We start from the raw sequence: 15,730 nt of genomic DNA, 5'->3' as shown, positions 1-15,730 counted from the left end.
GGCCCTTACGTCCGCGCGTCAGGTGACGCGGTGTGCCGCGTGCCGGCGGACGGCCCGGACGAAGGCGCCGCAGGACACCGCGGCCGCCGGCGCCAGACCCGCGAGCGGGGTCGTGCCGCCGGCGCCGGCCGCGGCGAGGACGCCGCCGCTCAGCGCCTGCGGGGCGCTGCCCGTCGAGCCGTTGCCGCCGGTGGAACCGAGCCGCAGGTGAACGTTCTGCCCGAGGGTGTGCGCGGTGGGCGAACCCGTACGTGATCCGGGCGTGAGGCCGGCACCTTCCCGACGACGCACCACGCGGAGTGCGTGGCGATCCTCGAACCCATCGCGAAGGGCCGCCGGCCCACGCCGGGAGGGTCGTTGTCGTCGAGTTCGACGCACGGTGCGGGTTCCGTCGGGGCTGTTCTGCCGCATCCGTCGGCACGCCGTGTCCTCCGGAGGCACACGGGCCCGTCGTCCTGTACCGACGACGGGCTTGTGGCGGACCGGAGCAGCTGCACGGACATGCCTCGGGGGACGGGGCACAGTCGGCGAGTGCCCGAGCGCCGATGGAGTCACCGGTCGCCCACTCCAGCTGCGTCCGACGCAGGACGGGCTGTCCCCGAAGGCGGCGGGGGACGAGCAGCACGCGGAGGCGGACGGCGCGGAGGGGCGCGGCGCCAGGGCGGTGCGGGCCCGCGCGCGTGTCCTCGGTGGCGCCGGTGCTGCCGACGGCGGACACAACACGCTGCGGGAGCGGGGCGGGCAGCGGGTTCCGCGGCGATCGCCGCGCAGGCGTCGGACACCGTGGCCCCGGGCGTGTGCTGTTCCCGTGGTCGACGCGGCACTTCCGCGACCGGGCCCCGGGCGTGTGCCCCGCGGCGGTTCCTGGAACCTCGCGGCCGGCTCCCGAGCGCGGCCCGGCTCCCGGGCGCCGCGGGGCGCCCGCGCCGCCCCGCTCGGGCTCCCCGGGTTGGGCGGGCGCGGAGGCGTCAGCCGAAGTCCGGGCCCGGTATGGCGGGGGCCGTGACGAAGCCGAGGACGAACTCGCCGACGAGATGCGGCTTTTCGAGGGGGAGGGCGTGGGTGGTGCCGGGCACGACGGCGAGTTGGCCCTGGGAAAGGGCGCGCGTCATGGCGTCGGCGTGCGCGCCCGTGCCGGGACGGTCTGCCGTGGGTCTGCGTGTGTCGGCTGTGCCGCGATCACGTCTTCAACGGCCTCCCGGGGCCGAGCCGTTGGCCGTATCCGGCAGTTCGACCGTGGTGGTGACGCGGACGAGCGAGGGGGCGGGCGGCACCGAGCCGAAGCCGAAGCGCACGGGCGGCGTCACCCGCGTCATCGGGCCGAGGCCGGTACCGTCCCAGGAGGCCGCGACCGCGGCCAGCGGCCGCAGGTCCCTGGCGCCGTACCACTCGCGGCGCCCGCCGCCCGCCGTGCCGCGCGTGCGTACCCCGTCGAGCAGGACGCGGGCCGGCAGGTCCGTCAGCGCGCTCCACGCCGGGCGGCCGGCGAGCGGCCCGGGCACGGCACGCAGGGCCAGCCCGAGCACCCCCCTGCGGCCCGCGGCGAAGCGCCAGGCGAGCGGGCCGGCGGTGACCGTCCAGCGCCGGCCGGCCGCCGTCACCGCGACCGGCACCACAAGGACGGTGTCGAAGAGGTAGGTGGCCGCGACGAAGCGGGCCGTGTCCCGGGTGGGCGCGAGGAGCAGCCGGTGGCCGTCGGGGCGCTCGACCATCACGTCGCTGAACGCGCCGAAGGGGGAGCGCGGCCAGTGCCCGAGCACGAGCCGCGTGCCCGACGCCGTGCCGGTGCCGGCGATCCACCCGTCGAAGCGCAGCCGCCCGGGGCGCGCGCCCGCGTCGGAATTCCCGCTCATGGCCTCATCCCCTGTGCCGTCAGCCGTCAGCCGTCAGCCGTCAGCCGTGTGCCGTGTGCGGCCGGCCGTTCGCCGTTCGCCTCCTGCATGCCAGCAGACCACGGCCGTGCACCGGGCGCCACGCGCCGCGGCCCTCGCGGTGTGTGCGTCCGCCGCGGTGGGCGCACACACCACGAGGGCGCGGCGCCGGGCCGTCCGCGCCCGGCTACGCGCGTCGCGCGGCGAGCGCGGCGGCCATCTCCGCTCTGGCGGCCGCGGCCTCCCGTGCCTGCTCCGCGAGCACGTCCCGGTCCTGCACGGTGTGCGCGCGTGCCGTCCCGATGCCGAGGCTGCTCACCGCCGCCTGGTAGCGGGCGGTGGCCCGGGACGCTCCGCGGCCTGCCCGGCGCCTCGCCTCCCCCCGGGCGCGGCGCCGGGAGGCGAGGTCCCCGAGCACCGGCACCTCGTCGGCCGCTATGTGCCCCGTGCGGGCGAGCGCGGGCAGCGAGGCGGCGAGCGCGCGGCCCTGGCGCCTGCGCAGCACGAGCGCGAGGACCAGCATGGTGAGGAACACGGGCACCAGGACCGCCCCGTAGATCTCGTAGATCAGAAACGGGTTGCCACCGGCCAGCGAAGCCCAGTCCCACGCACCGTGCAGGGCGGCCGCGGCGAGCGGGCCCGCGAGGGCGGTCGCAGTCCGCGCGACCCGGCCGCGGCGGGCCATGGAGGCGGCGACGGCGATCCCGGACAGGGCGACCATGAGCGGATGGAAGTACGGGATCATCACCATGCGCAGGAGGAGGGTGATGAGCAGACGCCCCACGGCGTGCGCGTCGGAGGTGCCCGCAGCGGCGAAGGCGGTGACGGCCTTGCCGAGGTAGAGGGTGTTCTCCGTGAAGGCGAACCCGGCGCCCACCAGGCCCCCGTACACGATCCCGTGCAACAGGCCGGCGATCTGCCGGCGCCGGTGCACCGAAAGCCACACCAGGAAGAGGTACTTGAAGCCCTCCTCGGTGACCGGTGTGATCACCAGCGGGCGGAACCACTTCCCGAAGTCCGTGCCCACCGCGGTGTCCGCGAGCGCCTGGAGCGCCGTCTGCGACCAGATCGCGGAGAGGGCGGCGAACGACGCACCCCACACGAACGCCGAGGCGAGCAGCCGCGGACGCGCGTGCTCCCAGCGGTCGAGCCAGAGGAACGCGCCCGCGACCGGGACGGCGAGGAGTGCCGCGAGCACGAGGCCGGCGGCCATCCCGCCGAGACCGGTCTGCGGGGCCACCCACCCCATGGACGCGAGCCACGCCGCGCACGCGAGCGGGGGCCACAGCCGCCGTGCCCGGCGCCGCTCCGGCTTGTTGGACAGGTGCATCTCGGTTCCTTCCCGGCATCTCACCGCGGTGTGCGGTCGCCGGTCAGCAGACACCGTGCCGTTGCGGCACACTCAAGTCGGGACGGGCACGGGAGACGGAGAGGCGGGCACCGGTATGGTCTTGAGCACACGGGAGGTGGCGCGGCTCGCCGGCACGACACTGCGCACCGTCCGGCACTACCACGAGATCGGGCTGCTCGACGAGCCCGAGCGGCTCCCCAACGGCTACAAGGCCTACCGCACCGAGCACCTGGTGCGGCTGCTCCAGCTCCGCCGCCTGACCGGATTGGGCCTCCCCCTGGCCAGGATCGCGGCCGTGGCGGACGACCCCGCGCGCCTCGCGGAGAGCCTCGACGCGGTGGACGGTGAACTCGCCGAGAAGATCGCCCTGTTGGTGGAGGCGCGGACGGAGATCGCCAAGCTGCGCCGGGAGCCCGTCACCACGGACCTGCCGCACGCCCTGTCGGCCGCGGCGACCGAGGCGGGCCTCTCGTCCGCGGACCGTTCGCTGTTCGCCGTCATCACCCATGTCGTCGGCGACGACACCGCACCGCACTGGCAGGCCCTCCTGCGGGACTACGAACGGGGCCCCGCCGACGACGCGTTCGACGCGCTCGCGCCCGACGCCGACGAGGAGACCCGCGCGCACGTCGCCCGCGTCATGGCCCCGGGGATACGCGCCCTGGTCGAGAGGCATCCGGCCTCCCCGCGTACGGTCGAGGACGCCGAGGCCGGCCGGCAGACGGCGACCGAAGCCGTCGTCGGCGCGATGCTCGACCTCTACAACCCCGCGCAGCTCGACGTCCTCGTCCGCGTCTGGAAGGCGGCCGACCTTCTCTGAACCGGCCGAGGACCGGATGCCCGCCGGGCGAGCGCACACCGGGCCGCACGCTTCCGGCATCCCCCGGGCGGTTGCGGGCAGACGCCTCCCAGGCGGCGGGACGCACACCGACGCGTCCCGTCAGGAACGGGGGAGGCCCCAATGCTGGAGATCAGGCCGGAGGGGTTCGCCGGACGGACCAGCCAGGTGCTGCTCGACGGCGCGCCGGTGGCGCGCTGGTCGGCCCGCGCCTGGAGGTCGGGCGGCGAGATCGAGCTGGCGGGGGAGACCCTCGTCCTGCGACCGGCCGGCTGGGGGCGGAGCTTCGAGATGCTGGCGGGGGAGCGGGTACGGGCCACTGCCAGGCGCGAGGGCGGGCACTGGCGCATCGCGGGCGAGGGAGCGGAGTACGAGCTGACCCGCCCCGCCGGCCTGCGCGGGCGCAGGCGGCTGCTGCACGGCGGGCGCAGCGTCGGCGAGTTCCGGCGCACCGGCCTCCGGGGCGGGCTGGCCGCCGACCTCTCCGACGTGCCCGCCACCCTCCAGGTCTTCACCGGCCTGGTGGTACTCGCGCTGTGGCGGCGCAGGAACGCCGCGGCGGCCGCCGCCGCGTCCGGCGGCTGACCGGCCGCCGGGGGCAGCGGAGTCAGCCGAGCGGACCGGCCGCTGGGGCTTGCCCGAGCCGGCCGGCCGCCGGGTGCAGCAGAGCTGCCTGAGTGACCGGTCCCGGGAGTGTTGTGGCTGCCCGAGTGACCGGCCCCCCGGGGTGAGTTGGGGCTGTCCGAGCGTCGCGGGCAGGACTTCGGGGCGAGGCCCGGGACCTCCGGCGCGGACGTCGGTGAGGAGGAGGCCCGCGCGGACGGCGGTGTCGAGCGCCTCGGCGAACCGGATACGCGCGGGTGCCGCCCCGCACGGGCATCGTGACCGCGGCCACCCGCGAGGCGGGCGCGGCGACCCGCTTCGGCGCCACGGCGGCCGGGGTGCCGGCCGTACCGCGCGCAAGGGGCGCGGGACACCTCGACCACTCGGCGCCGCTGCTCCGGGTGGAGCGCCTCTCAGGCCGGAAGAACGAGCTGCCGGCCGGCGAGTGAGGACCGACCCGTCACCCGGCGAGGGCCGCGACCAGATCGGCCTTGCGTACCCGGCCCGACCCCCTGCCGACCACCCGGCCCTCGGCGTCGAGGACCAGCACCGTGGGCGTCCTGAGGATGTTCAACAGCCTTACGAGGCGCATGTGTCGGCTCACATCGAGCTCCACGTGCACCACGCCGCCGTGCTCGGCCGACACCTCTTCGAGTACCCGCCTGACCGCGCGGCACGGCGCGCAGAACTCGCTGGAGAACTGGACCAGCGTGGCCCTGGATCCGAGCGGCCCGCCCAGGTCGGCCGCCACGAGCCGGCCCGCTTCGCTCGCCGGCGTACGGGCAGCCGCGCGCGCCCGCAGCCTCCCGTCGGTGCGCCGCCGTACGAGCCCGAACACCGCGGCCACAAGCAGGACCGCCACGCACACGACCAACCCAGCCACGTCCAGGGCCTCCAAGAGTTCACACGACTGCAAAACGCCTCCCGGGACCACCGGGCCGCGGGCGGGAGAGCATGGTGCCCATGCACATCGACACAAGGGGACCACGTTTCGGGGCCGCCGTCACCACGGTGGTGCTCGCAGTGGTCCTCCTCACGGGCAGCGCGGGGCTCTTGGCCTGGCAGGCGCTCTGCTTCGCCGTCGGCACCGCGCTCGGCGTCCAGAAGTCCCCCTACGGGCTCCTCTTCCGCTTCCTGATACGTCCCAGGCTCGCGCCGCCCACCGAGTTCGAGTCACCGGAGCCGCCGCGCTTCGCGCAGGGGGTGGGCCTCGTCTTCACCCTCGCAGGACTCGCGGGCTACGCTTTCGGCCAGGGCTGGCTCGCCCTGGCGGCCACGGCGTGCGCGCTCGCGGCCGCGTTTCTCAACTCGGCCTTCGGATACTGCCTCGGCTGCGAGATGTACCTCCTGTTGCGCAGGGCCACCACGCCCTCCGCCTGAGCCTCGCGCCCGACCCGGGCTCCGGGGGGCCGGCCCGGACCCCCGGAGCCGGGGCCGGCACCCCGGGCCCGGCCGGTCAGCGCTCCGCGGCCGAGCGGTAGGGGCGGAAGAACGTGCGGAGCTCCTCCGCGTACAGCTCGGGCTCCTCGTACGGCGCGAAGTGGCCCCCGCGTGCGGGCTCCGTGAGGTGCACCAGATTCGTCGTGCGCTCCAGCCAGGCGCGGGGCGGGCGGACGATGTCCCCGCGGAAGAGGGAGAATCCCGAGGGTACCTCGACCCGGCGTGCCAACTGCTCCGCCGGAATCGCGGAGTTCGCGTGGTACATGCGCATCGACGAGCCGATCGTCCCCGTGAGCCAGTACAGCATCACGTTGTCGAGGATCTCGTCCTTGGTGAAGGCGCGTTCGACGTCGCCTCCGCAGTCGCTCCACGCCCGCAGCTTCTCGACGATCCACGCCGCGAGCCCGGCAGGCGAGTCGGTGAGTCCGACGGCCGCCGTCTGCGGCTTCGTCCGGTGCACGGCACCGTAGGCGCCCTCCGCCGTACCCCAGGCGGCGACCTCGTCGAACCACGCGCGCTCCTCGGCCGTGAGATCGGCCGGTTTCCCCGTGAACACCGGCAGGCCCCCGTCCATCCGGTGCACGGCGACCACCCGGTCGGGGTGGTCGAGCGCCAGGTAGCGGCTCACGTGGCTGCCGACGTCCCCGCCCGCCGCGCCGAAGCGCGGATAGCCGAGCACCTCCATGAGTTCGGCCCACAGCCCAGCCACCGCGATCGAGTCGAGCGGCGCGCCGCCCGGCCGGTCCGAGTGGCCGAAGCCCGGCATGTCGGGCACGACCACGTCGAACGCGTCGGCCGGGTCGCCGCCGTGCGCACCCGGATCGGTCAGCAGTGGGACGACCTTCGCGTACCGCCAGAACGAGTCCGGCCAGCCGTGGCAGAGGACCAGCGGCAGCGCGGGACCCGCGGGCCGCACCGCCCTGGCGTGCACCACGTGGATGCCGAGGCCGCCGACCCGGACCCGGAAGCGCGGCAGCCGCGCGAGCGTCGCCTCCCGCGTCGGCCAGTCGTACGCGCCGGCCCAGTGGCCGACGAGTTCCCGCAGGTAGGCGACGTCGGTCCCGAGCGACCACCCCGCGTCCTCCGGCGCGTCGGGCCACCGCGTCGCGGCCAGCCGCGCGCGGAGGTCGTCCAGCGCCCCGGGAGCGGTGCGCGATGTGAAGGGCTCGGGGTGCGGCGGTGCGTCCGGCATGGGACGCATGCTACGGGGGCGTGCCCGGCCGGGCCTTGAAGGCGGTCGGCCGGGGACGGCACCGCGTCCCGTCAGCGGCCGCGCACCGGCGTGACCACCGGCCGCCCCGCGGTGTCCGGGGCGACCCGGACCCGGGCCCCGTAGACGCGGGAGACCAGCCGCTCGGTGACGACCTCGGCCGGCGGCCCCGCCGCCGCGACCCTGCCGTGGTCGAGCAGGACCAGCTGGTCCGCGTACTGGGCCGCGGCGGTCAGGTCGTGCAGGGTGGCGACCACCGTGAGCCGCTGCCCTGCGCGCAGGCCGTCGATGAGGTCGAGCACCTGCTGCTGGTGCCCCAGGTCGAGCGCGGAGGTGGGCTCGTCGAGCAGCAGCAGCCGGGGCTCCTGCGCCAGGGCGCGGCCCAGCGCTACGCGCTGCCGCTCCCCGCCGGAGAGCGCGGACAGGCGACGGGCCGCGAACGCGCCGAGGCCGAGCGCGTCCAGGGCGCGCGCCGCCGCCTCCCGGTCGCGGGCACCCGGCTGGGCGAGGTGCCCGAGGTGCGGGGTGCGGCCGAGCAGCACGTACTCCCGTACGGTCATCTCCGGCGGCAGCACCGGGGCCTGGGGCACGTACGCCACCAGCCTGGCCCGCTCCCTGCCGCGCAGGCGCCCGAGGTCGGTGCCGCCGACGCGGACGCCGCCGGTGTGCCGGGCAAGACCCGCCATGGCGCGCAGCGCGCTCGACTTGCCCGCGCCGTTGGGCCCGATCAGCGCGAGCCAGCCGCCGGGGGCGACGGCACAGGACAGCTCGCGCACCACCGGGGTACCCGCCAGCTCCACTCCGAGCCGGGACACGTCGAGCCCGGCGGGCTCCCGCACCGGTCCCGTCATGTGCGCACCGCCCGGGTGGTGCGCAGGATCAGCACGAACGCGGGCGAGCCGACGAGCGCGGTCACCACGCCGATCGGCAGTTCCGCCGGCGCCACGGCGGTGCGGGCCGCCGCGTCCGCGAGGACCAGGGACCCCGCGCCGAAGAGGAGGGAGAGGGGGAGCACGAGGCGGTACGAGGTGCCCGCGAGCCGCCGCACCGCGTGCGGGACGACGATGCCGACGAAACCGATCAGGCCGCTGACCGCCACCGCGCTCGCCGCGGCCAGCGCGCAGGCCGCCACGACGATCAGCCGGACGGCGCCGGGGCGCAGCCCGAGGGCCCGGCTCTCCTCGTCGCCCACGGACAGTACGTCGAGGTGTCGGCCGTGCAGCAGCACCACCGCGACGGCGACCGCCAGATACGGCAGGATCTGCGCGGTCTGGTGCCAGGTGGCGGCGGAGAGCGAGCCGAGCAGCCACGAGTAGACCTGCTGGATGTCCTGGCTGGAGCGCTGGAGCACGTACGTCTGGACGGCGGAGAGGAACAGCGACACGGCGAGGCCCGCGAGCAGCAGGGTGGACGTGCCGGGGCCGCCGGTCACCCCGGCCAGACAGGCGAAGGCCACGCCGGCGAGCGACCCGGCGAACGCGGCCCCGGGCACGGCGGGCGAGGCGGCACCGCCCAGCGCGACGATGGCGACCGTGGCGCCGAGCCCCGCGCCCGCCGACGAACCCAGCAGCGACGAGTCCACCAGTGGATTGCGGAACACCCCCTGGTAGCCGGCGCCCGCGAGCGAGAGAGCCCCGCCGACCAGCGCGCCGAGCACCACCCGCGGCAGCCGGATCTGGAACAGCACCCCGCGGTCCAACGCGCTCATCCCGGACGGCAGCCGGACGAACGGCAGCCGGTCGAGCAGCGCCGCGGCCGTGGCGAGCGGATTGAGGTCGGCAGCGCCCGCGGTGGCACCCACCAGCACCGCGACCGCGAGGAACGCCGCCGCGGCGCCGTACAGGCGCGCGGTGCGGGCGCGGCTACCCTCCGGTCTCCCCGCGCGCGGCCCCTGCGGGCGCGGCCTGCTCGCGCGCGGGCTCACAGCGGCTGTGCGTCCCACGTCACCGGGCGCCCGCCCGCTCCACCGCCCCGGCGATCTCAGCGACCAGCTGCGGCAGCCGTGGGCCCCAGCGGGAGGCCACGTCGTCGTCCAGGCCGAATACCCGCTTCTCCCGTACCGCGGGGATGCCCGACCAGCCGGGCCGCGCCGCGACGGTCTTCGGGCTCTGCCCGCCGTCGGACGGCCCGTTGTCGGTGAGGAAGATCAGTTGGGGGCGGGCCGAGACGATGTACTCCTGCGACAGCTGCGGGTATCCGCCGTCGGAGGCCTTGTCGGCCTTGTCGGCGATGTTCTTCAGGCCGAACAGCGAGGCCACCTGCCCCACGAAGGTCGACGAGGTCGCCGAGTAGTACGGGGCGGCACCCAGCTCCCAGTAGTAGGTGAGGCCGGTGTGGTGGGCGCCGGTGCGCTTGACCGTGGCGGCGATCGCGGACTTCATCCCGGCCACGGTGTGCGCGGCCTGCGGGCCGTGCCCGGTGGCCAGGCCGAGCTGGCCGATCTGCGCGTAGGCGTCGTCGACCGTCGCGGCGGCGGGCTCGATCAGCACCGGTACGCCCAGCTTGCGCAGCCCGCTCACCAGACCGCCCGAGTCCTGCGAGGCGACCACCAGGTCGGGCCGGTGTTTCGCGATCGCCTCGATGTTCGGGGTCAGGCCGCTGAGGCTGGTGACGGGGGCGTTCGAGGGGTGGTCGGAGTTCGCGTCGACGGCGACGACCTGTTTGCCCGCGCCCACGGCGTACAGGTCCTCGGTCGCGGTCGGCGAGAGCGAGACGATCCGTTCCGGCCTGTGGCCGAGGGTGACCCTGCCGTTCTGCGGGACCACCGTGACAGGGAAGGACGGGCCGGCCGAGGCGGCGGGGGTGGCGGACTCCGCGCCCCCGCCGGAACCTCCGGAACCGCAGCCGCCGAGCACCGCGGCGGCGAGGACGGCGGCGACCGCCGCCAGCGCGCGCGGGAGCGCCGCGCGGCGGGACGGCCGGCGCGCGGCCGTGGGGTGCGCCATGTGCGCTTCCTCCCGGTGAGGTCGGGAAGAAGCCGGTCCATCGGCATGCCGGACCCGGGCAGGCACCGGGACAGCAGGACGGACCGCCCTTCCCACGAGGGCCGATGTCGTCACGCGGCAGGAGGCGACCTGGCTTGGGCCGCTTGCTGAGGCGGCCTTCACAGTTGCGGGACAGCGCCGGACTGGCCCGCACCGCGGGCTTCACCGGCTTCGCTGCCTGACGCGCAGCCGAGAACCGGCACAGAACCGGCCACTCGGCCCCGGCACGTTAGCACGCGCCGCGCACCACCCTGCCGGGGGCTACCTGACACCCCCGGTCCCGTCGGGGCGGTACGGGGCCGCGTGCCGTCAGGGCGCGGTGGGTGTCGGGACGGAGACGTCGGCGTGGACGTGGCGTTCGGGGAGGCCCGCGCCGGGAGGGGGCGGGCGTCGTCTTGGCCGCGCTCCCGCGGGCGTGGACGTCGTGCCCCGACAGGTCGGGGTGGTCGGCTTTCGCTCCCAGGCGTGCTTCGGCCACGGCCTGCACCGTCTGGAACACGCGCCCGGTGTGGGCGCCGGGACCGTGGGCTCCGCGGCGGGCTTCTCCTGCTGCACCGGTGTCGGTGTCGGCGGTCGGCTGCTGCCCCGCCCGGATCGTCGACGAGGCGGGCCCGGCGGCCGGGACGATCGGGCCGGGTGTGTTCTTCCCGGCCGGCTTCGCACTGCGGGCCGCGCCGTGGCGCTCCCGCACCGGTGCGGTGGAGGCGGTCGCGGCGCCGGAGAGCGCCGTGCCCTGAGGGCGCGGGCCGCCGCGTCGCGGGGTGTCTCCCGGCGTGGTACGACGGAGGAGTGGGCCCGGGAGCGGGACAGGGGGGCCGTGGGCCGGGCGCAGCGAGAAGGCGACACGTCCTCCACGACCGAGAGAAGTGTTCCTCATGGCCGAGAGGCCCGGCGCGCACACCGAGGAAGAACCGCAGAGCGTACGGGGAGCGAAAGGCTCGCGCGACACGGGTTCGGACAAGCCGTCGGCGGGGCCGTCGAACCGGCCCGCCGAGAACGCGCGCGGCGACCGCGCGGACATCGACACGTCCGTCGAGCCGCAGAAGCCGTCCGACCCGGACATGCCGAACCTTCAGTCCGGAGGCGGCTGACCGCCACCACGAGAGGCAGGCGACACCATGGCTGGCGACCCGGGCGAGCACCGGGACACCAACACGCGCGGCAAGGCCGTTCCGCCCTACGAGGGCCGGCGGAAGCGGGCGGACGTCGAGGGCGCCGCGGAGCGCGGTGGGAACACACCGCGCAAGGGCGGCGCGACCGGGCCCGTCGAGGACGGCTCGATGAAGGCGTCAGAACCCCGGCGCACCCCCGGCGGGGCGACCGGCTCGCCCGCGGACGAGCAGCCCGCCCGCCGGCAGCGGAGCGGGCGCGAGCCGGATGACGAGGGCACAGGGCCTGCGCACCAGCGCGGTGTGGGCCGCGCGGAGAACAAGCCCTGACACGACGGCGGCTCTGACACGACAAAGGGGTCTGACACGACCAGGCCGCTCTGACACGCCGAGGGCGCCTTGACACCGCGCCGGCGGCGGAGCGCGGCCCGGCGCGGCGAGGGGTGTGTGTGCCGTCCGCCGCGGCCGGGGCGACTCTCAGTTCGCCGCCTGCCGTGGCCGGACCAGGACGAGCAGGCTGCGGCTCTCGGCCTTGAGGGAACCGCCCGCGGGCAGCGGCACGTCCTCGTCGGGCGCGGCCGGGGCGGCCGTGTCCACCGCGACCTGCCAGCCGGTGCCGTAGGCGGGGCCCGGCATGCGGAACTCCACCGGCTCGTGGTGGCTGTTGAGCAGCACGAGGAACGAGTCGTCCACGACACGCTCGCCCTGCGGGCCCGGCTCCGTGATGGCGTCGCCGTTGAGGAAGACGGCCAGCGCGTGGGCGTCGTCGCGCGCCCAGTCCGCCTCGCCCATCGTCTCGCCGTCGGGCCGCAGCCACACGATGTCGGGCAGGTCCCCGCCGCGCTCGCCCGGCCGGCCGGTGAAGAACCGCCTGCGCCGCAGCAGGGGATGGGCGTGGCGCAGCTCGATCAGCCGCCGGGTGAAGTCCAGCAGGCCGCGCCGCTCCGCGTCGAGCTCCCAGTCCACCCAGGCGAGTTCGCTGTCCTGGCAGTAGACGTTGTTGTTGCCGCGCTGGGTGCGGCCGAGCTCGTCACCGTGCGCGATCATCGGCACCCCCTGCGACAACAGCAGCGTGGCGAGCAGGTTGCGCTGCTGCCGTGCGCGCAGGGCGAGGATCCCGGGGTCGCCGGTGTCGCCCTCGGCGCCGCAGTTCCAGGAGCGGTTCTCGCTCTCGCCGTCCCGCCCGTCCTCACCGTTGGCCTCGTTGTGCTTCTCGTTGTACGACACCAGGTCGCGCAGGGTGAACCCGTCGTGCGCCGTGACGAAGTTGACGCTGGCGAGCGGGCGCCTGCTGTCGTGCTGGTAGAGATCGGACGAGCCGGCGAAGCGGGACGCGAGTTCCGGCATGGACGACTCGGCGCCGCGCCAGAAGTCCCTTATGGCGTCACGGTACTTGCCGTTCCACTCGGTCCACAGCGGCGGGAAGTTGCCGACCTGGTAGCCGCCGTCCCCGATGTCCCACGGCTCGGCGATCAGCTTGACCTGGCTGACCACCGGGTCCTGCTGGACCAGGTCGAAGAAGGCCGAGAGCCGGTCGACCTCGTGGAACTGCCGGGCGAGGGTGGCCGCGAGGTCGAAGCGGAAGCCGTCGACGTGCATCTCGGTGACCCAGTACCGCAGCGAGTCCATGATGAGCTGGAGGACGGCCGGGTGTTTGACGGAGAGGCTGTTGCCCGTCCCCGTCGTGTCGTAGTAGTGGGCGGCGTCCCCGTCGACCAGCCGGTAGTAGGCGCTGTTGTCGATGCCCTTGAAGGAGAGCGTCGGACCCTTCTCGTTCCCTTCCGCCGTGTGGTTGTAGACCACGTCGAGGACGACCTCGATGCCCGCCGCGTGCAGGGTCTTCACCATCGACTTGAACTCCTGTACCTGGCCGCCCGGATGGCCGCTCGCGGCATAGGCGTTGTGCGGGGCGAAGAAGCCGATCGTGTTGTAACCCCAGTAGTTGGACAGGCCCCTCTCGCGCAGCACGCCGTCCTGCGCGTACTGGTGCACGGGCATCAGCTCAAGGGCCGTCACCCCGAGGTCCGTGAGGTGCTCGACCACCGCGGGGTGCGCGATCCCCGCGTACGTGCCGCGCAGCTCCTCCGGCACGTCCGGGTGGGCCATGGTCAGACCGCGTACGTGCGCCTCGTAGATCACCGTCTCGTGGTACGGGCGGCGCGGTGGCCGGTCGTCGCCCCAGTCGAAGTACGGGTCCACGACGACGCCCGTCATGGTGTGCGCCGCGCTGTCGTCGGTGTTGGACTCCTCGGGCCGTCCGAAGCGGTAGTCGAACAGCGACTCGTCGCCGTCGACCTGGCCGTCGACGGCCTTCGCGTACGGGTCGAGCAGCAGCTTCGACGGATTGCAGCGCAGGCCGCGCTCGGGCGCGTGGGGGCCGTGCACGCGATAGCCGTAGCGCTGCCCGGGCCGCACGCCCGGCAGATAGGCGTGCCACACGAAGCGGTCCACCTCGTTGAGCCGGACGCGCTCCTGCGCGCCGCGCTCGTCGAGGAGAACGAGTTCGACCAGCTCGGCGGCCTCGGAGTAGAGCGCGAAGTTGGTGCCGGAGCCGTCATAGGTGGCTCCGAGGGGATAGGGCTGTCCCGGCCAGGTCTGCATGCCTGGAAGGTAACCGCGCAGGCCGCGTCCACTCCTGTCCGCCGTGTGCTTCCCACGACCGGCGGTGCGCGGGGCGGCCCCCTCAGGCCGGCGCGGCCAGCCGGCTGAGCCTGTCCGCGGCGGGCGTGCCCGCCTCGGCGCCGCTGAAGACCACCCGGATCCCGGGGGCGTCGGGCAGCCTGACCACCTCCTCGTTCAGCGCCATCGCCCCCACCGGCGGATGGCCGTACTCGCGCACCGAGTGCACGCAGTCGCTGACCGGGTGAGCCTCCCAGATGCGGGCGAAGCCGGCGCTGCGGGCGCGCAGTTCGCCGATCAGGGTGTCCAGCTCCGGGTCGCCGGGGTACCGGGCCGCGGCGAGCCGCAGATGGGCGGTGGGGTCGCGCGCCTGCGCCTTCCAGTCGGGAAAGAGGGCGCGCGCCGCCGCGTCGAGGAGCGTGAAGCGCGCGACGTTCGGGGGCGCGTCGCCCGCGGCCCCGGGGGCGGGAAGGCCCCACAGGGCGAAGCCGAGGGCGTTGCCGCCCAGCAGGTCGGCGCACCGCCCCAGGATGATCGCCGACTGTCCCGCGGCCCCGTCCACCAGCGCCCGCACCGCGGGCCTGACCCGCTCGGGCCCGCCGCCGCGCAGCGCCGCGCGGCCCGGCGAGGCGAGCCGCACCAGATGGGCGCGCTCGTCGGCGCCGAAGCGGAGCACCCGGGCGAGCGAGTCGAGCACGGAGTCCGACACCTGGTGGCTCTCGCCCTGTTCGAGCCGGGGGTAGTACGTGACGCTGATCCCGGCGAGCTCGGCGAGTTCCTCGCGGCGCAGGCCAGGCACCCGCCGCCGCCGGTGGAAGGCCGCCCCGGCCTCCTCGGGCGTCACGGCGGCCCTGCGGCTGCGCAGGAACGCACCGGGCCGGGCCGAGGTGCTCCGGCGCGCGGCCCGCGAGGGATGGTGGGTCGCGGCGGCGCATCTGCCCTTCCCCGGCCTCGGCCACCTGCGCGGCGACGGTGCCGGGTACGTCTGGCTCCCCGCCTCCCACGCGCCGCTGCCAAACGCCGGCTAGCGGGTGCGGGGGCCCCCGCGGGGCCCGTTCTGTCCCGATCGGTCAAGGACGAGTATTCTGGGAGCCATGGCAAGGCCGCGCAAGTTCGAGGAGGAGGCGGCCGTGGCCGCCGCCCGCACGGCGTTCCGGCGTACGGGGTACGCGGGCACGTCCCTCAGTGACCTGGTCGAGGCCACCGGCCTCGGCAAGGGCAGTCTGTACAACGCGTTCGGGGACAAGGAGGAGATCTTCGAGCGCGCCTTCGACGGCTACTGCGCCGAGGCGGACGCCGCCACGGACGAGACGTTCCGCAGGGCTGCGGGCCTCGCGGCGGCCCTCGGCTATCTGAGCCAGGTCACCGGCGACACGATCGCCGACCGCGAACACGTCGGCTGCATGATCAACAAGGCGACGGCGGAGCTCGCGGTGAGCTCCGAGGCGGTGGTCGAGCGCGCGTCGAAGACCCTCCACCACGTCGAGGACCGCCTCGCGTGCTCCCTGGCCCGGGCGCAGGAGGACGGTGAGGTCGGCGCCGACGCCGACCCCCGCGACCTCGCAAGGCTGCTCCTCGCGGTCAGCCGCGGCATCGAGGCGCTGGGCAAGGCGGGCTACTCGGCCGAGGAGCTGCGGTCGATCGAGTCGGCGGCCGCCCGCGTCCTCGGCGGGTGAGCGCCGCGGGGGCACGGGCCGGCCCGTGC

The 15,730-nt window shown here is 75.3% G+C and carries 19 protein-coding genes; 8 read left to right on the top strand and 11 right to left on the bottom strand.

Going from position 1 to position 15,730, the window contains the following annotated elements; genetic code table 11:
* Positions 1-18: 18 nt before the first annotated feature.
* The 4 genes from ABEA77_RS01095 to ABEA77_RS01080 all read right to left on the bottom strand — a co-directional run bounded on the left by ABEA77_RS01095 (position 19) and on the right by ABEA77_RS01080 (position 3,201).
* Positions 19-291 (bottom strand): hypothetical protein, encoded by a 273-nt coding sequence (locus ABEA77_RS01095; RefSeq protein WP_345639934.1) that lies wholly within the window; start codon positions 289-291, stop codon positions 19-21.
* A 677-nt stretch (positions 292-968) separates the two neighbouring features.
* Entirely contained in the window at positions 969-1,112 is a 144-nt protein-coding gene (locus tag ABEA77_RS01090) for a hypothetical protein (protein ID WP_345639932.1), read from the bottom strand.
* A gap of 75 nt (positions 1,113-1,187) precedes the next feature.
* Positions 1,188-1,853 carry a hypothetical protein gene (locus ABEA77_RS01085; RefSeq protein ID WP_345639931.1) on the bottom strand — a complete coding sequence of 222 codons (666 nt, stop codon included), beginning with the start codon at positions 1,851-1,853 and terminating at the stop codon, positions 1,188-1,190.
* A gap of 205 nt (positions 1,854-2,058) precedes the next feature.
* Positions 2,059-3,201 carry a PrsW family intramembrane metalloprotease gene (locus ABEA77_RS01080; protein WP_345639929.1) on the bottom strand — a complete coding sequence of 381 codons (1,143 nt, stop codon included), beginning with the start codon at positions 3,199-3,201 and terminating at the stop codon, positions 2,059-2,061.
* Positions 3,202-3,316: 115 nt separating this feature from the next.
* On the opposite strand from ABEA77_RS01080, the gene ABEA77_RS01075 reads away from it, so the two are divergent.
* The 3 genes from ABEA77_RS01075 to ABEA77_RS01065 all read left to right on the top strand — a co-directional run bounded on the left by ABEA77_RS01075 (position 3,317) and on the right by ABEA77_RS01065 (position 5,112).
* Positions 3,317-4,042: a MerR family transcriptional regulator gene (locus ABEA77_RS01075; RefSeq protein ID WP_345639927.1), complete on the top strand. Its 726-nt coding sequence runs from the start codon at positions 3,317-3,319 to the stop codon at positions 4,040-4,042.
* A gap of 141 nt (positions 4,043-4,183) precedes the next feature.
* Positions 4,184-4,645 carry a hypothetical protein gene (locus tag ABEA77_RS01070; RefSeq protein WP_345639925.1) on the top strand — a complete coding sequence of 154 codons (462 nt, stop codon included), beginning with the start codon at positions 4,184-4,186 and terminating at the stop codon, positions 4,643-4,645.
* A 275-nt stretch (positions 4,646-4,920) separates the two neighbouring features.
* Positions 4,921-5,112, top strand: a complete 192-nt coding sequence (locus tag ABEA77_RS01065; protein ID WP_345639924.1) for a hypothetical protein — start codon at positions 4,921-4,923, stop codon at positions 5,110-5,112.
* A gap of 11 nt (positions 5,113-5,123) precedes the next feature.
* On the opposite strand, the gene ABEA77_RS01060 is transcribed toward ABEA77_RS01065, so the two are convergent.
* Positions 5,124-5,546, bottom strand: coding sequence for a thioredoxin family protein (locus tag ABEA77_RS01060; RefSeq protein ID WP_345639922.1), 423 nt, complete (start codon positions 5,544-5,546; stop codon positions 5,124-5,126).
* Between the two features lie 80 nt (positions 5,547-5,626).
* Here ABEA77_RS01060 and ABEA77_RS01055 point away from each other — a divergent pair, with 80 nt between their 5' ends.
* Entirely contained in the window at positions 5,627-6,043 is a 417-nt protein-coding gene (locus ABEA77_RS01055) for a DUF4395 domain-containing protein (RefSeq protein ID WP_345639920.1), read from the top strand.
* A gap of 76 nt (positions 6,044-6,119) precedes the next feature.
* Here the strand turns inward: ABEA77_RS01055 and ABEA77_RS01050 are convergent, their stop codons facing one another.
* The 4 genes from ABEA77_RS01050 to ABEA77_RS01035 all read right to left on the bottom strand — a co-directional run bounded on the left by ABEA77_RS01050 (position 6,120) and on the right by ABEA77_RS01035 (position 10,258).
* Complete coding sequence (locus tag ABEA77_RS01050) at positions 6,120-7,295, bottom strand: epoxide hydrolase family protein (RefSeq protein WP_345639919.1); 1,176 nt, start codon at positions 7,293-7,295, stop codon at positions 6,120-6,122.
* 71 nt (positions 7,296-7,366) lie between these two features.
* Positions 7,367-8,164: an ABC transporter ATP-binding protein gene (locus ABEA77_RS01045; protein ID WP_345639917.1), complete on the bottom strand. Its 798-nt coding sequence runs from the start codon at positions 8,162-8,164 to the stop codon at positions 7,367-7,369.
* Positions 8,161-9,237, bottom strand: coding sequence for a FecCD family ABC transporter permease (locus ABEA77_RS01040; protein ID WP_345639915.1), 1,077 nt, complete (start codon positions 9,235-9,237; stop codon positions 8,161-8,163). The genes ABEA77_RS01045 and ABEA77_RS01040 overlap by 4 nt, the downstream gene beginning before the upstream one ends.
* Before the next feature lie 19 nt (positions 9,238-9,256).
* A complete protein-coding gene (locus tag ABEA77_RS01035) occupies positions 9,257-10,258 on the bottom strand; it encodes an ABC transporter substrate-binding protein (protein WP_345639913.1) in 1,002 nt (333 codons plus the stop codon).
* 596 nt (positions 10,259-10,854) lie between these two features.
* Between ABEA77_RS01035 and ABEA77_RS01030 the strand changes: the two genes are divergently transcribed.
* The 3 genes from ABEA77_RS01030 (at position 10,855) to ABEA77_RS01020 (ending at position 11,736) form a co-directional block, all read left to right on the top strand.
* Positions 10,855-11,034, top strand: a complete 180-nt coding sequence (locus tag ABEA77_RS01030; RefSeq protein ID WP_345639911.1) for a hypothetical protein — start codon at positions 10,855-10,857, stop codon at positions 11,032-11,034.
* A gap of 138 nt (positions 11,035-11,172) precedes the next feature.
* Entirely contained in the window at positions 11,173-11,388 is a 216-nt protein-coding gene (locus ABEA77_RS01025) for a hypothetical protein (RefSeq protein ID WP_345639909.1), read from the top strand.
* Positions 11,389-11,415: 27 nt separating this feature from the next.
* Positions 11,416-11,736 (top strand): hypothetical protein, encoded by a 321-nt coding sequence (locus ABEA77_RS01020; protein ID WP_345639907.1) that lies wholly within the window; start codon positions 11,416-11,418, stop codon positions 11,734-11,736.
* A gap of 147 nt (positions 11,737-11,883) precedes the next feature.
* Here the strand turns inward: ABEA77_RS01020 and glgX are convergent, their stop codons facing one another.
* Together glgX and ABEA77_RS01010 are read right to left on the bottom strand one after the other, a co-directional pair.
* The gene (glgX, locus tag ABEA77_RS01015) at positions 11,884-14,007 is read right to left on the bottom strand and encodes a glycogen debranching protein GlgX (protein WP_345639905.1); all 2,124 of its coding nucleotides are present in this window, start codon (positions 14,005-14,007) and stop codon (positions 11,884-11,886) included.
* Between the two features lie 82 nt (positions 14,008-14,089).
* The gene (locus ABEA77_RS01010) at positions 14,090-14,869 is read right to left on the bottom strand and encodes a helix-turn-helix transcriptional regulator (RefSeq protein WP_345639904.1); all 780 of its coding nucleotides are present in this window, start codon (positions 14,867-14,869) and stop codon (positions 14,090-14,092) included.
* A 250-nt stretch (positions 14,870-15,119) separates the two neighbouring features.
* Between ABEA77_RS01010 and ABEA77_RS01005 the strand changes: the two genes are divergently transcribed.
* Positions 15,120-15,701: a TetR/AcrR family transcriptional regulator gene (locus ABEA77_RS01005; RefSeq protein WP_345639903.1), complete on the top strand. Its 582-nt coding sequence runs from the start codon at positions 15,120-15,122 to the stop codon at positions 15,699-15,701.
* Positions 15,702-15,730: the final 29 nt, after the last annotated feature.

The sequence above is a fragment of the Streptomyces tremellae genome, from assembly GCF_039540215.1.
Lineage (GTDB): Bacteria > Actinomycetota > Actinomycetes > Streptomycetales > Streptomycetaceae > Streptomyces > Streptomyces tremellae.
This window is presented reverse-complemented; position numbering and strand designations above follow the sequence as displayed.

What these genes read in the sequence shown, in the direction of transcription:
- ABEA77_RS01090 (WP_345639932.1), bottom strand. Translation starts at nt 1,112, where the DNA reads ATGACGCGCGCCCTTTCCCAGGGCCAACTCGCCGTCGTGCCCGGCACC.
- ABEA77_RS01085 (WP_345639931.1), bottom strand. Translation starts at nt 1,853, where the DNA reads ATGAGCGGGAATTCCGACGCGGGCGCGCGCCCCGGGCGGCTGCGCTTC.
- ABEA77_RS01080 (WP_345639929.1), bottom strand. Translation starts at nt 3,201, where the DNA reads ATGCACCTGTCCAACAAGCCGGAGCGGCGCCGGGCACGGCGGCTGTGG.
- ABEA77_RS01075 (WP_345639927.1), top strand. Translation starts at nt 3,317, where the DNA reads ATGGTCTTGAGCACACGGGAGGTGGCGCGGCTCGCCGGCACGACACTG.
- ABEA77_RS01070 (WP_345639925.1), top strand. Translation starts at nt 4,184, where the DNA reads ATGCTGGAGATCAGGCCGGAGGGGTTCGCCGGACGGACCAGCCAGGTG.
- ABEA77_RS01055 (WP_345639920.1), top strand. Translation starts at nt 5,627, where the DNA reads ATGCACATCGACACAAGGGGACCACGTTTCGGGGCCGCCGTCACCACG.
- ABEA77_RS01050 (WP_345639919.1), bottom strand. Translation starts at nt 7,295, where the DNA reads ATGCCGGACGCACCGCCGCACCCCGAGCCCTTCACATCGCGCACCGCT.
- ABEA77_RS01045 (WP_345639917.1), bottom strand. Translation starts at nt 8,164, where the DNA reads ATGACGGGACCGGTGCGGGAGCCCGCCGGGCTCGACGTGTCCCGGCTC.
- ABEA77_RS01035 (WP_345639913.1), bottom strand. Translation starts at nt 10,258, where the DNA reads ATGGCGCACCCCACGGCCGCGCGCCGGCCGTCCCGCCGCGCGGCGCTC.
- ABEA77_RS01025 (WP_345639909.1), top strand. Translation starts at nt 11,173, where the DNA reads ATGGCCGAGAGGCCCGGCGCGCACACCGAGGAAGAACCGCAGAGCGTA.
- ABEA77_RS01020 (WP_345639907.1), top strand. Translation starts at nt 11,416, where the DNA reads ATGGCTGGCGACCCGGGCGAGCACCGGGACACCAACACGCGCGGCAAG.
- glgX (WP_345639905.1), bottom strand. Translation starts at nt 14,007, where the DNA reads ATGCAGACCTGGCCGGGACAGCCCTATCCCCTCGGAGCCACCTATGAC.
- ABEA77_RS01005 (WP_345639903.1), top strand. Translation starts at nt 15,120, where the DNA reads ATGGCAAGGCCGCGCAAGTTCGAGGAGGAGGCGGCCGTGGCCGCCGCC.